Consider the following 13,759-nt stretch of genomic DNA (forward strand, 5'->3'; position numbering starts at 1 on the left):
CGCCCGGCAATGTTCAGCGTATTACTTCACCTCAAGCATCCAGTGCACATAGCTTTGCCACTGGCATTCCTGTTCGATCAGCTCAGCCCCAAGCGGGTGATTATCCAGCCAGTTTTCCGGCAGCGTCAGGGACAGTTTTTCATCATCGGCCACCAGATTGATGGCGGGCAGCAAATCGTCACGCCGCCGGCTGGCAAAGAGTATCGCCAGTCGCAGCAGGCGACAAAGATGTTCGGCAACCCGCGGCGGGACGGCGTTCTGCTGATGAAGCGATGAGAGGTCGATGGCGTTAGTCTGGTTAAGCAGCAGCGTCGCAATCAGCTTCTTCTGCGCTGGGGTAAAGCCGGGCAGGTCGAGATTATTGACCAGATAGGCCGCGTGCTGCGGCGCGCGCTTAAAATCCACGCTCAGGCCAATCTCATGCAACGCACAGGCGCTGAGGAGCAAATCGCGGCTCAGCGGATCCAGTTCCCAGCAGCCGTCCAGCTGGCTGAGCAGGTGGCTGGCAAGACCAGCGACGCGCTGGGCCTGTTCGGTGTCGATCATAAAACGACGCTGAATATTACGCAGAGTGCGGCTGCGGATGTCCTGTTCAACGGAGAGATGCAGCATGCCATACACCAGCCCTTCCCGTAATGCGCCGCCCGCGAGGGTCATACACTGAATATTCAGTTCGCTGAAGATAGCGATAAGGATCGCCAGCCCGCTCGGAAACACCAGCGCTCGCTCAAGGGTTAAGCCTTCGATCTCCAGCTCTTCCAGGCGTCCGCACTGGATGGCGCGCTGTTTAAGCTGCTGGAGTTTGCTCAGGGTGATCCGCTCATCCATCCCCTGCGCCATCATAATTTCCTGCAGAGCCTGAACGGTGCCGGAGGCGCCAACGCACACTTTCCATCCGTGATAGCGCAGCACATCGGCGATGGGCAGTAGCACCTCACGCGCGGCCGCCTCGGCAAGATCGAAATTCTCTTTCGTCAGGCTGCGGTCGGCGAAATAGCGTTCAAGCCAGGTCACACAGCCCATCGACAGGCTAAATAGCGAGGTCGTTTGCGCGCCGGTGCCGGTCACCAGTTCGGTGCTGGCGCCGCCGATATCGACCACCAGACGCTGATCGGCGCCGCCGGTGGTGTGGGCGACACCCTGATAAATCAGGCGCGCTTCTTCTTCACCGCTAATGACCTGTACCGGACTGCCGAGGATCTCCTGCGCTTTCGCCAGAAATTCGCCGGCATTAACGGCAAGACGCAGCGTGGCGGTGGCCACGACGCGGATTTGCGCCGGCGGAATATCCTGCAGGCGTTCGGCAAACAGGCGTAAGCACTGCCAGCCGCGCTCCATCGCTTCTGCGGAGAGCGTGTTGTCGCTATTCAGGCCGGCGGCCAGACGAACTTTGCGCTTAATCCGGCTCAGCGTCTGGATACTGCCAGCCACCTCGCGCACCACCAACATATGGAAACTGTTGGAGCCCAAATCAATGGCGGCATACAGCGAGGTGGAGCTCATGCTCTTCATCGTTCAGAAGGCTCCCTGGTCGACGGGGCGCTTGTGCCCAATCCGTGTAACTGAGCGGGTTGCCGGGGAAACGCGCCCTGGCAGATTCTGAATGATTGAGCGTATAGCATAGAGTTCTTAACCTGAACGACGACGATTGCGCGGTGGACCGCTGCGGCGCGGGCCGTTGCCTGGACGCGCACGGGTCAGGCGCAGCGGCTTAGGCAGGTCGGTCATCAGCGCGTCCGGGTTGTACTTGCTGACCGGAATTGAGTGACCAATATAGGTTTCGATAGCCGGCAGGTTCAGCGCATACTCTTCGCAGGCGAGGCTGATGGAGTGACCGCTGGCGCCAGCGCGACCGGTACGGCCAATGCGGTGAACGTAATCTTCGCAGTCGTCCGGCAGATCGTAGTTAAAGACGTGGGTCACGGCCGGAATGTGCAAGCCACGAGCGGCAACGTCAGTCGCGACCAGAATATCAAGGTCGCCGCGGGTAAATTCTTCGAGAATCCGCAGACGTTTTTTCTGCGCCACGTCGCCGGTCAGCAGACCTACGCGATGGCCGTCGGCGGCGAGATGGCCCCAGATATCTTCACAACGATGCTTGGTATTGGCGAAGACGATGGCGCGATCGGGCCACTCTTCTTCCAGCAGCGTCTGCAGCAGGCGCATTTTTTCTTCGTTGGACGGGTAGAAGAGCTCTTCTTTAATACGGTGGCCCGTTTTCTGTTCCGGCTCGACTTCAACGTACTCGGCGTTGTTCATTTGTTCGAACGCCAGTTCGCGTACGCGATAAGAAAGCGTCGCGGAGAACAGCATGTTCAGACGCTGAGTGGCCGGCGGCATGCGGCGGAACAGCCAGCGGATATCTTTAATAAAGCCGAGATCGTACATGCGATCGGCTTCGTCCAGCACGACGACCTGAATGGCGCCGAGGTTAATGTGGTTTTGCTTCGCGTAATCGATCAGACGACCGGTGGTACCGATCAGAATATCGACGCCGCTTTCCAGCACTTTCAGCTGCTTATCGTAGCCGTCGCCGCCGTAAGCCAGACCCAGCTTCAGACCGGTGGCCTGCGCCAGCGGTTCAGCGTCTGCGTGGATCTGTACCGCCAGTTCACGCGTCGGCGCCATAATCAGCGCGCGCGGCTGGTTAACCTGGCGATCGGCGATAGCCGGGTGAGAGAGAAGATAATGAAACGTCGACGTCAGGAACGCCATCGTTTTACCGGTACCGGTTTGCGCCTGCCCGGCGACATCGCGGCCTTCCAGCGTCAGCGGAAGGGCGAGGGCCTGAATAGGTGTGCAATTATGAAACCCTTTCTTTTCAAGGGCTTCAATGACTGCCGGGTGCAGGGCGAAGTCGGAAAACTTCTGTTCTGTTAAATGTGTTTTGCTCATAGTGTGGTAGAATATCAGCTAACTATTGCATTAAGAAAGCGTATCCGGTGAAATAACGTCAACCTTTCGTTGGCGGTGTACGAAATTATTCAAGGTACGTCTACGGTAACTGAACGAATCCAGGATAGCTTAGACCACTAAGCGAGCCGGGAGCGATAAATCTGCAATATGCAGTGCGCGTTCAGGTGACCCTGGCGTCAAAGGGTGGGTCCATGAGGGATCGCGCCAGTTGGCAGACCAGAGAATTGAGGTATCCTGAAGAATAGCGTGCATAACGTAGCCGCAGCGCGTCGTTGATGGCTACGACACCAACACACCAGGCTTATTCCTGTGGAGTTAAATATGAGCGATAAAATTATTCACCTGACTGACGACAGTTTTGACACGGACGTACTCAAGGCTGACGGGCTGACCCTCGTCGATTTCTGGGCAGAGTGGTGTGGTCCGTGCAAAATGATCGCCCCGATTCTGGATGAGATCGCTGAAGAGTATCAGGGCAAACTGACCGTAGCTAAGCTGAACATCGACCAGAACCCGGGCACCGCGCCGAAGTACGGCATTCGCGGCATCCCAACCCTGCTGCTGTTCAAAAACGGCGAAGTGGCGGCCACCAAAGTCGGCGCACTGTCCAAGGGTCAGCTGAAAGAGTTCCTCGACGCCAACCTGGCGTAAGCGAATTGCTGTTCCGGCGTCCAGATTCCTATTTTTTGCGGAACTCTGGACGCCCGGCTGGAGTCGTGCTAAGTTAATCCACAGACTTCGTTTTAAACATACCTTGTTTGAATCTTGTTTTACCCGAAGCATCCCGCAAAAAATGCGCGTGAAGCTATTAATTCCGGGCTTTTCACTCATTCCGTCTAGTCGTTTCAGTTCTGCGTTCTTTCCTGTGACCAGGCGACGTACAGACACGAGATGAAGGCCGTTAACAGGCATGGAAGTTCCTGCCATACCATTCACAACATTAAGTTCGAGATTTACCCCGAGTTTAAGAACCCACACCACTATGAATCTTACCGAATTAAAGAATACGCCGGTTTCTGAGCTGATTACTCTCGGCGAAAATATGGGGCTGGAAAACCTGGCTCGTATGCGTAAGCAGGATATTATTTTTGCCATCCTCAAGCAGCATTCGAAGAGTGGCGAAGATATCTTTGGCGACGGCGTACTGGAGATACTGCAGGATGGATTTGGATTCCTCCGCTCCGCAGACAGCTCCTACCTCGCCGGCCCTGACGACATCTACGTATCCCCCAGCCAAATCCGCCGTTTCAACCTCCGCACTGGTGACACCATTTCCGGTAAGATTCGTCCTCCGAAAGAGGGTGAGCGTTACTTTGCGCTGCTGAAAGTTAACGAAGTTAACTACGACAAGCCGGAAAACGCCCGTAACAAGATCCTGTTCGAGAACTTAACGCCGCTGCACGCGAATTCTCGTCTGCGTATGGAGCGTGGTAACGGTTCTACCGAAGACTTAACCGCTCGCGTACTGGATCTGGCTTCCCCGATTGGCCGCGGCCAGCGTGGTCTGATCGTCGCGCCGCCGAAAGCCGGTAAAACCATGCTGCTGCAGAACATCGCGCAGAGCATCGCTTACAACCATCCGGACTGCGTGCTGATGGTGCTGCTGATCGACGAACGTCCGGAAGAAGTGACCGAGATGCAGCGTCTGGTGAAAGGTGAAGTGGTTGCTTCCACCTTCGACGAACCGGCATCCCGTCACGTTCAGGTTGCTGAGATGGTTATCGAGAAAGCGAAACGTCTGGTTGAACACAAGAAAGACGTTATCATCCTGCTTGACTCCATTACCCGTCTGGCGCGCGCCTACAACACCGTGGTCCCGGCTTCCGGTAAAGTGCTGACCGGTGGTGTGGACGCCAACGCCCTGCACCGTCCGAAGCGTTTCTTCGGTGCGGCGCGTAACGTCGAAGAGGGCGGCAGCCTGACCATCATCGCCACGGCGCTGATCGACACCGGCTCCAAAATGGATGAAGTTATCTACGAAGAGTTTAAAGGCACCGGTAACATGGAGCTGCACCTCTCTCGTAAGATTGCTGAAAAACGCGTCTTCCCGGCTATCGATTACAACCGTTCCGGTACGCGTAAAGAAGAGCTGCTCACCACTCAGGAAGAGCTGCAGAAAATGTGGATCCTGCGCAAAATTATCCATCCGATGGGTGAGATCGACGCGATGGAATTCCTCATTAATAAACTGGCAATGACTAAGACGAATGATGACTTCTTCGATATGATGAAGCGCTCGTAAGGTAAAAAAAGCCAAAAACGCCACGCCTTTGCGTGGCGTTTTCATTTTGGGATTTGTATGATCCAGAGACAGAGAAAGCGGGACGAAAGTTGTCGTATAATGGCGCCGGACAGCAGGCGGAGACAGCTTTAACAGACTAAAATCTATACAATAAATTTGTAATGTTCTGCTTTTCCCCTTCTGGAGTTGGGGCATCATCGCTATACTTCCCGGATTAACTATGCTGAGAGCACATGCGTTGTGAATTTACTCACTGCTATTACTGAATTAATCAGTATTTTCTTATTCACGACCCTCTTTATTTTTGTCGCGCGGAAAGTGGCAAAAAAGATTGGGTTAGTGGATAAACCAAACTATCGCAAACGGCATCAGGGGTTGATTCCGTTGGTCGGTGGTATCTCAGTTTATGCAGGCATCTGTTTCACCTTCGCCATCGCCGATTATTATATTCCTCACGCCTCGCTGTATCTGGCCTGTGCGGGGGTATTGGTGCTGGTTGGCGCGCTGGACGATCGCTTCGACATCAGCGTGAAAATTCGCGCGGTCATTCAGGCCGCGATCGCCGTGATTATGATGATGGCAGGGAATCTGCATCTGAGTAGTCTGGGCTTTATTTTTGGCTCGTGGGAGCTGGTGCTGGGGCCTTTCGGCTTCTTCCTCACTCTGTTTGCCGTCTGGGCCGCCATCAACGCGTTTAATATGGTCGATGGGATTGACGGCCTGCTCGGCGGCCTGTCATCCGTCTCCTTTGCGGCGACCGGGATCATCCTCTGGTTTGACGGTCAGTACAGCCTGGCGATGTGGTGTTTTGCGATGATCGCCGCCATTCTACCCTATATTCTTCTTAATCTTGGCGCCCTCGGCCGCCGCTATAAAGTTTTTATGGGTGACGCCGGCAGCACCATGATTGGCTTCACCATCATCTGGATCCTGCTGGAAACCACACAAGGTAAAACGCATCCCATCAGCCCGGTCACCGCGCTGTGGATTATCGCTATCCCGTTGATGGATATGGTGGCGATTATGTATCGCCGCCTGCGTAAAGGCATGAGTCCTTTCTCACCGGACCGGCAGCATATTCATCATTTGATCATGCGCGCCGGGTTTACTTCCCGCCAGGCGTTCGTCCTGATCACCCTGGCCGCTGCCCTGCTGGCGCTGGTTGGCGTCGCGGCGGAATATACCCGCATTGTGCCGGAATGGGTGATGTTAATTCTCTTTTTGGTGGCCTTCTTCCTTTATGGCTACTGTATTAAGCGCGCCTGGAAAGTGGCGCGTCTGGTTAAGCGCATCAGACGCAGAATTCGGCGACACAGCGGCAATAATCCGAAACTAACCAAGTAAAGCTGGGGATGTGATGACTCAACCATTACCGGGAGCACAATCAGTGAACGTTGAGAACGAGCTGGATATTCGCGGGCTGTTTCGCGCTTTATGGGCAGGAAAAGGCTGGATAGTCGGCGGTGCTGTACTCTTCGCCGCTATCGTGTTGGTGTACACCTTCTTTGCTCGCCAGGAGTGGAGCGCCACGGCGATCACCGATCGGCCTACTGTCAACATGTTGGGGGGGTACTATTCCCAGCAGCAGTTCTTACGCAATCTGGATATCAAAGCCGACCTGGCCTCGGTGGATCAGCCTTCCGCCATGGATGAAGCGTATAAAGAGTTCATCATGCAGTTGGCCTCCTGGGATACCCGGCGTGATTTCTGGCTGCAAACGGACTACTACAAGCAGCGACAGTCGGGCAATGCTCGCGCCGATGCGGCGATGCTGGATGATTTAATTAACAATATCCAGTTTATGCCAGGCGATGCGGCCAAGAGCGTCAACGACAGCGTCAAACTGACCGCCGAGACCGGGCAGGATGCCAATAATTTGCTGCGCCAGTATGTGGCTTTCGCCAGCCAGCGGGCGGCCGGCCATCTTAACGACGAGCTCAAAGGCGCCTGGGCGGCGCGGACGGTACAAATGAAGGCGCAGGTGAAGCGCCAGGAAGAGGTGGCCGAGGCTATTTTCAACCGCCGGACCCACAGCGTGGAGCAAGCGTTGAAGGTCGCTCAGCAGCATAATATCTCGCGCAGCGAAACGGATGTTCCTGCCGATCAGTTGCCGGATTCAGAGCTATTTTTATTGGGCAGGCCGATGCTGCAGGCCAGACTGGAAAACCTGCAGGCCGTCGGACCGGAATATGACCTCGATTACGACCAGAATCGCGCCATGCTGAGCACGTTGAACGTCGGTCCAACGTTGGATCCGCGTTTTCAGACTTACCGGTATTTGCGAACGCCGGAAGAACCTGTAAAACGCGATAGCCCGCGCCGTGTATTTCTGATGGTGATGTGGGGGATTGTGGGTGCGCTCATCGGCGCAGGCGTGGCGTTATCGCGTCGTCGTGTCCTGTGATTGCGGCCTGTGGTGAAGGGCAAATGACCTTCATCGCCTAATCGAAGAGAATCGATGTGAAAGTACTAACTGTATTTGGCACGAGGCCGGAAGCCATCAAGATGGCTCCTCTGGTCCATGCGCTGGCAAAGGATCCTCATTTTGAGGCGAAAGTATGCGTGACTGCGCAGCATCGGGAGATGCTCGATCAGGTGTTGAAACTATTCTCCATCACCCCGGACTACGATCTCAACATCATGAAGCCGGGGCAGGGGCTCACCGAGATCACCTGCCGTATTCTTGAAGGGCTGAAGCCGGTTCTGGAGTCGTTTAAACCCGACGTGGTGCTGGTGCATGGCGATACCACCACCACGATGGCGGCGAGCCTGGCGGCGTTTTACCAGCGCATACCGGTGGGCCATGTAGAGGCGGGTCTGCGGACCGGCGATTTAAGTTCGCCGTGGCCGGAAGAGGGCAACCGTACGCTGACCGGGCATCTGGCGACGTACCATTTCGCCCCTACGGAAACCTCGCGGCAGAATCTGCTGCGGGAAAACATTGCCGACAGTCGCATCACGGTGACCGGGAATACGGTCATCGATGCCCTATTCTGGGTGCGCGATCGCGTTCTGGGCGATGAAGCGCTACGGGAGACCCTGCTGCAGCGCTATCCTTTCATTAGCCACGGTAAAAAAATGATTCTGGTTACCGGCCATCGGCGGGAAAGCTTTGGGCTCGGCTTTGAGCAGATCTGCCAGGCGCTGGCGGAGATAGCCCATACCCACCCTGAGGTGCAGATTGTCTATCCGGTTCACCTGAATCCTAACGTCAGCGAACCGGTGAACCGTATTCTCGGCCATATCGACAACGTGATGTTGATTGAACCGCAGGACTACCTGCCGTTCGTCTGGTTGATGGATCGGGCCTGGCTCATCCTGACCGATTCCGGTGGTATTCAGGAAGAGGCGCCTTCCCTGGGGAAACCGGTGCTGGTCATGCGCGATATGACCGAACGTCCGGAAGCGGTGGCCGCCGGTACCGTCTGTCTGGTGGGCACCGACAGCCAGCGCATCGTGGCGGAAGTCACGCGACTGCTGGAGGATGATGCCGCATACCAGGCGATGAGCCGCGCGCATAATCCTTATGGCGATGGCGAAGCATGTCGTCGAATTTTGTCTGCACTTAAAAATAATCAGGTAACGCTATGAGTTTTTCTACCATTTCAGTGATTGGCCTTGGCTATATCGGGCTGCCAACCGCTGCCGCGTTCGCCTCCCGGCAGAAGCGGGTGGTCGGCGTTGATGTCAATCAACATGCCGTGGAGACCATTAACCGTGGAGAGATTCATATCGTGGAGCCGGATCTGGCGAGCGTGGTGAAGACCGCGGTCGAGCAGGGATATTTAAGCGCCACCACCACCCCGGTGGCAGCGGATGCCTACCTGATTGCCGTGCCGACGCCGTTTAAAGATCGCCACGAGCCGGATATGGTGTTTGTCGAGTCGGCGGCTAAATCCATTGCGCCGACGTTAAAGAAAGGCTCGCTGGTGATCCTTGAGTCTACCTCGCCGGTCGGGTCGACCGAACAGATGGCTGAGTGGCTGGCGGAGATGCGCCCGGACCTCAGCTTTCCCCAGCAGGTGGGTGAAGCGGCGGACGTGAATATCGCCTACTGCCCGGAGCGGGTATTGCCCGGCCAGGTGATGGTCGAGCTGATTAAAAACGACCGCGTTATCGGCGGCATGTCGCCGGTCTGCTCCGCTCGCGCCAGCGAGCTGTATAAAATCTTCCTCGAAGGCGAATGTGTGGTGACCAACTCGCGTACCGCCGAGATGTGCAAGCTGACGGAAAACAGCTTCCGTGACGTCAACATCGCTTTTGCCAACGAGCTGTCGCTGATTTGCGCCGATCAGGCCATTAACGTCTGGGAACTGATCCGCCTGGCGAACCGCCATCCGCGAGTGAATATCCTGCAGCCGGGACCGGGCGTCGGCGGCCACTGTATCGCCGTCGACCCGTGGTTTATCGTGGCGCAAAACCCGCAGCAGGCGCGTCTGATCCGCACGGCCCGTGAGGTCAACGACCACAAGCCGGAATGGGTTATCGAACAGGTGAAGGCGCAGGTAGCTGACTGCCTGAATGCCACCAACAAACGGGCCAGCGAGCTGACCATTGCCTGTTTTGGCCTCGCCTTTAAGCCGAATATTGACGACCTGCGCGAAAGCCCGGCAATGGAAATTGCCGCGCAGATTGCCCGCTGGCACAGCGGCACGACGCAGGTAGTTGAGCCCAACATTCACGCGCTGCCGCAGAAACTCGACGGTCTGTGTACGCTGGCGACTCTCGATGCGGCGCTGGCCAGCGCCGACGTGCTGGTGATGCTGGTCGATCACAATGAATTTAAAGCCGTTAGCGGCGACAGCGTCACCCAGGCGTATATCATCGACACCAAAGGAGTGTGGCGGTGAGAACCATTCTGGTCACCGGCGGCGCGGGCTTCATTGGTTCGGCGGTAGTGCGGGAGATTATCCAGCACACCGCCGATCGCGTGGTGGTGGTGGATAAACTGACCTACGCCGGCAATTTAATGTCGCTGGCGCCGGTGGCGCAGGATGCGCGTTTCGCCTTTGAACAGGTGGATATCTGCGACCGCGGCGAGCTGGACCGTATTTTCGTGCAGTATCAACCGGATACAGTGATGCACCTGGCGGCGGAAAGCCATGTCGATCGGTCGATTGACGGCCCGGCGGCATTTATTGAAACCAATATCGTGGGCACCTATACGCTGCTGGAGGCGGCCCGTAGCTGGTGGAATACGCTGGCTACGGCGCAAAAATCGGCGTTTCGCTTCCATCACATCTCTACCGATGAAGTGTATGGCGATCTGCACGGCAGCGATGATTTCTTTACCGAGACCACGCCCTATGCGCCAAGCAGCCCCTATTCGGCCTCGAAAGCCAGCAGCGACCACCTGGTGCGTGCCTGGCTGCGGACCTATGGCCTGCCGACGCTTATCACCAACTGCTCGAATAACTACGGCCCATATCACTTCCCCGAGAAGCTGATCCCGCTGACCATCCTCAACGCGCTGGCAGGCAAGCCGCTGCCAGTGTATGGCAATGGACAGCAGATCCGCGACTGGCTGTACGTGGAAGATCACGCCAGAGCGCTGTATCTGGTGGCGACCCGCGGCGAACCGGGCGAGACTTACAATATCGGCGGTCATAACGAGCGTAAAAACATCGAGGTGGTGGAAACCATTTGCGAATTGCTCGAAGCGCTGGCGCCGCATAAGCCGCAGGGCGTGGCGCACTATCGCGACCTGATCGCCTTTGTTGCCGATCGCCCGGGCCACGATCTGCGCTATGCCATTGATGCTTCGAAGATTGCCCGTGAGCTGGGCTGGACGCCGGCTGAGACCTTCACTTCCGGTATGCGTAAGACCGTGGCGTGGTATCTGGCGAACGAGACATGGTGGCGCCAGGTTCAGGACGGAAGCTATCAGGGCGAGCGTCTTGGACTGCAAGGCTAATCATCTCTGGGGGGAATGATGAAAGGTATTATTCTGGCGGGGGGTTCCGGAACGCGACTGCATCCCATCACCCGCGGCGTGTCGAAGCAGCTGTTGCCGATCTACGATAAGCCGATGATCTACTACCCGCTGTCGGTATTAATGCTGGCCGGGATCCGTGAGATCCTGATCATCACCACGCCGGACGATCTGCGCGATTTCCAGCGCCTGCTCGGCGATGGCTCAGAGTTTGGCATTGCGCTGCACTATGCCGTACAGCCGACGCCGGATGGTTTAGCCCAGGCGTTTATCATCGGCGAAGCCTTTCTTAACGGCGAACCGGCGTGCCTGGTGTTAGGCGACAATATCTTCTTCGGCCAGAGCTTCAGCCCCAAGCTGCGCAGCGTGGCTGCCCGCACGGAAGGGGCGACGATTTTTGGCTATCAGGTGATGGATCCTGAGCGCTTTGGCGTGGTGGAGTTTGATGACAACTTTCGCGCGCTGTCGCTGGAAGAGAAGCCGAAGCAGCCGAAGTCGAACTGGGCGGTCACCGGTCTCTATTTCTACGATGGCAAGGTGGCGGAGTACGCCAAACGGGTCAAGCCATCCGAGCGCGGCGAACTGGAAATCACCTCCATCAACCAGATGTACCTTGAAGATGGCGCACTGACCGTCGAACTGCTTGGACGCGGCTTTGCGTGGCTGGATACCGGCACCCACGATAGCCTGATCGAGGCCAGCATGTTCGTGCAGACCGTCGAGAAGCGTCAGGGCTTCAAAATCGCCTGTCTGGAAGAGATCGGCTGGCGCAACGGCTGGCTGGACGACGACGGCGTCAAACACGCGGCGAAGCGGTTGGAAAAAACCGGCTACGGCCAATATCTGCTGGATCTGCTCCGTGCCCGTCCGCGCCAGTATTGATCCCCTGGAGTGGGAGAACCGCTTCTTTGCCGTTAACAGCGCCGTCGTTCACTTTGACGAGCATGCGCCGCGGCTGACGCCTGAGGCGCTGGCGGGGTGGTCGCGAGTGCAGGCGAAGGTAGCCGCCAGCGACACCGTCCGGCTCGACGCGCTGCAGCAGCTGGGTTTTCAGCTGGTGGAAGGCGAGGTCGATCTGGCGCTACCGGTGGGCAACCCTGCGGATGCGGGCGCCGACGTCGCCGTGGAGGCGGATATTGCGCCACTGCGCGAGCAGGCGGCGCAGGCCTTTGCGATGAGCCGCTTTCGCGCGCCCTGGTATGCTGCCGACGCCAGCGGCCGCTTCTATGCCCAGTGGATTGAAAATGCGGTGCGCGGCACCTTCGATCATCAGTGCCTGATTTACCGCCATCCAGAGGGCGATATTCGCGCCTTTGTCTCTCTGCGCCAGCTCAATGCCACCGAGGCGCGTATCGGCCTGCTGGCCGGACGCGGCGCCGGGGCGCAGCTGATGCAGGCGGCGCGGTACTGGGCCGCTTCGCGCGGACTTTCTACACTGCGGGTGGCGACCCAGATGGGCAACACCGCCGCGCTTAAACGTTATATTCTCAGCGGTGCTAATGTGGAAAGCACCGCCTACTGGCTATACAGGTGACCCCATGATCCCATTTAACGCGCCGCCGGTGGTTGGAACCGAGCTTGATTACATGCAGTCTGCGATGAACAGCGGCAAGCTGTGCGGCGACGGCGGCTTTACGCGCCGCTGCCAGCAGTGGATGGAGCAGCGTTTTGGCACGGCAAAAGCCCTGCTAACCCCTTCCTGCACGGCTTCGCTGGAGATGGCCGCGCTGCTGCTGGATATCCAGCCGGGCGACGAAGTGATTATGCCCAGCTATACCTTTGTCTCCACCGCCAATGCCTTTGTGCTGCGCGGGGCGAAAATCGTCTTTGTCGATATCCGTCGCGATACGATGAATATCGATGAAACGTTAATCGAAGCCGCTATCACCGATAAAACCCGGGCGATCGTCCCGGTGCACTATGCTGGCGTAGCCTGCGAGATGGATACCATCATGGCCATCGCCGACAAGTACAACCTGTTCGTGGTGGAAGACGCCGCGCAGGGGGTGATGTCCACCTACAAGGAGCGCGCGCTGGGCACCATCGGCCATATCGGCTGTTTCAGCTTCCATGAAACCAAAAACTACACCGCCGGCGGTGAGGGCGGGGCGACGCTGATCAACGATCGCACGCTGGTGGAACGTGCGGAGATCATTCGCGAAAAAGGCACCAACCGCAGCCAGTTCTTTCGTGGCCTGGTGGATAAATATACCTGGCGGGACATTGGCTCCAGCTATCTGATGTCCGACCTGCAGGCCGCCTATCTGTGGGCGCAGCTGGAAGCGGCGGAGCGCATCAACCAGCAGCGTCTGGCGCTGTGGCAGAATTACTATGACGCGCTGCTGCCGCTGGCCCGCGCGGGACGTATTGAACTGCCGACGGTCCCGGCTGACTGCGGGCAAAACGCGCACATGTTCTACATTAAGCTGCGCGATATCGAGGATCGCAGCAGGCTTATCGCCTGGCTGAAAGAGGCGGAGATCCTCGCGGTATTCCATTACATTCCCCTGCACAGCTGTCCGGCAGGCGAACACTTCGGCGAATTCCACGGTGAAGACCGCTATACCACCCAGGAGAGCGAGCGCCTGGTGCGCCTGCCGCTGTTTTACAATCTGTCTGTGGTGAACCAGCGGACGGTGATTAACTCACTGCTGAGCTACTTCTCCTGA

The 13,759-nt window shown here is 57.2% G+C and carries 12 protein-coding genes; 10 read left to right on the top strand and 2 right to left on the bottom strand.

The window, feature by feature from the left end:
• Positions 1-21 precede the first annotated feature (21 nt).
• Both gppA and rhlB read right to left on the bottom strand, forming a co-directional pair.
• The gene (gene gppA, locus ACOI7D_RS25460) at positions 22-1,512 is read right to left on the bottom strand and encodes a guanosine-5'-triphosphate,3'-diphosphate diphosphatase (RefSeq protein ID WP_162543102.1); all 1,491 of its coding nucleotides are present in this window, start codon (positions 1,510-1,512) and stop codon (positions 22-24) included.
• Between the two features lie 117 nt (positions 1,513-1,629).
• The gene (rhlB, locus tag ACOI7D_RS25465; RefSeq protein WP_023291550.1) at positions 1,630-2,895 is read right to left on the bottom strand and encodes an ATP-dependent RNA helicase RhlB; all 1,266 of its coding nucleotides are present in this window, start codon (positions 2,893-2,895) and stop codon (positions 1,630-1,632) included.
• Between the two features lie 342 nt (positions 2,896-3,237).
• Between rhlB and trxA the strand changes: the two genes are divergently transcribed.
• From trxA to rffA, 10 genes are all read left to right on the top strand, one after another.
• Positions 3,238-3,567: a thioredoxin TrxA gene (gene trxA / locus ACOI7D_RS25470; protein WP_002883224.1), complete on the top strand. Its 330-nt coding sequence runs from the start codon at positions 3,238-3,240 to the stop codon at positions 3,565-3,567.
• 331 nt (positions 3,568-3,898) lie between these two features.
• Entirely contained in the window at positions 3,899-5,158 is a 1,260-nt protein-coding gene (gene rho / locus ACOI7D_RS25475; protein ID WP_002883293.1) for a transcription termination factor Rho, read from the top strand.
• 240 nt (positions 5,159-5,398) lie between these two features.
• Positions 5,399-6,502 carry a UDP-N-acetylglucosamine--undecaprenyl-phosphate N-acetylglucosaminephosphotransferase gene (wecA, locus tag ACOI7D_RS25480; RefSeq protein ID WP_004886849.1) on the top strand — a complete coding sequence of 368 codons (1,104 nt, stop codon included), beginning with the start codon at positions 5,399-5,401 and terminating at the stop codon, positions 6,500-6,502.
• Between the two features lie 13 nt (positions 6,503-6,515).
• Positions 6,516-7,562, top strand: coding sequence for an ECA polysaccharide chain length modulation protein (gene wzzE, locus ACOI7D_RS25485; protein ID WP_032429045.1), 1,047 nt, complete (start codon positions 6,516-6,518; stop codon positions 7,560-7,562).
• 56 nt (positions 7,563-7,618) lie between these two features.
• Positions 7,619-8,749 (top strand): non-hydrolyzing UDP-N-acetylglucosamine 2-epimerase, encoded by a 1,131-nt coding sequence (wecB, locus tag ACOI7D_RS25490; protein ID WP_071997580.1) that lies wholly within the window; start codon positions 7,619-7,621, stop codon positions 8,747-8,749.
• Positions 8,746-10,008 (top strand): UDP-N-acetyl-D-mannosamine dehydrogenase, encoded by a 1,263-nt coding sequence (gene wecC / locus ACOI7D_RS25495; RefSeq protein WP_064155694.1) that lies wholly within the window; start codon positions 8,746-8,748, stop codon positions 10,006-10,008. The genes wecB and wecC overlap by 4 nt, the downstream gene beginning before the upstream one ends.
• Positions 10,005-11,072 (top strand): dTDP-glucose 4,6-dehydratase, encoded by a 1,068-nt coding sequence (gene rffG / locus ACOI7D_RS25500; RefSeq protein WP_044521750.1) that lies wholly within the window; start codon positions 10,005-10,007, stop codon positions 11,070-11,072. Before wecC ends, rffG begins: the two co-directional genes overlap by 4 nt.
• Positions 11,073-11,090: 18 nt before the next feature.
• Complete coding sequence (gene rfbA / locus ACOI7D_RS25505) at positions 11,091-11,972, top strand: glucose-1-phosphate thymidylyltransferase RfbA (protein ID WP_023291555.1); 882 nt, start codon at positions 11,091-11,093, stop codon at positions 11,970-11,972.
• Positions 11,950-12,624, top strand: coding sequence for a dTDP-4-amino-4,6-dideoxy-D-galactose acyltransferase (gene rffC, locus ACOI7D_RS25510; RefSeq protein ID WP_023291556.1), 675 nt, complete (start codon positions 11,950-11,952; stop codon positions 12,622-12,624). Before rfbA ends, rffC begins: the two co-directional genes overlap by 23 nt.
• Positions 12,625-12,628: 4 nt before the next feature.
• Entirely contained in the window at positions 12,629-13,759 is a 1,131-nt protein-coding gene (gene rffA / locus ACOI7D_RS25515) for a dTDP-4-amino-4,6-dideoxygalactose transaminase (protein WP_109546764.1), read from the top strand.

The sequence above is a fragment of the Klebsiella sp. C360 genome, from assembly GCF_048822415.1.
Taxonomy (GTDB): domain Bacteria; phylum Pseudomonadota; class Gammaproteobacteria; order Enterobacterales; family Enterobacteriaceae; genus Klebsiella; species Klebsiella quasipneumoniae.

Excerpts from the sequence above, each read along its gene's own strand:
- gppA (WP_162543102.1), bottom strand. The coding sequence starts at position 1,512 with ATGAAGAGCATGAGCTCCACCTCGCTGTATGCCGCCATTGATTTGGGC.
- wecC (WP_064155694.1), top strand. The coding sequence starts at position 8,746 with ATGAGTTTTTCTACCATTTCAGTGATTGGCCTTGGCTATATCGGGCTG.
- trxA (WP_002883224.1), top strand. The coding sequence starts at position 3,238 with ATGAGCGATAAAATTATTCACCTGACTGACGACAGTTTTGACACGGAC.
- wzzE (WP_032429045.1), top strand. The coding sequence starts at position 6,516 with ATGACTCAACCATTACCGGGAGCACAATCAGTGAACGTTGAGAACGAG.
- rho (WP_002883293.1), top strand. The coding sequence starts at position 3,899 with ATGAATCTTACCGAATTAAAGAATACGCCGGTTTCTGAGCTGATTACT.
- rfbA (WP_023291555.1), top strand. The coding sequence starts at position 11,091 with ATGAAAGGTATTATTCTGGCGGGGGGTTCCGGAACGCGACTGCATCCC.
- rffA (WP_109546764.1), top strand. The coding sequence starts at position 12,629 with ATGATCCCATTTAACGCGCCGCCGGTGGTTGGAACCGAGCTTGATTAC.
- rhlB (WP_023291550.1), bottom strand. The coding sequence starts at position 2,895 with ATGAGCAAAACACATTTAACAGAACAGAAGTTTTCCGACTTCGCCCTG.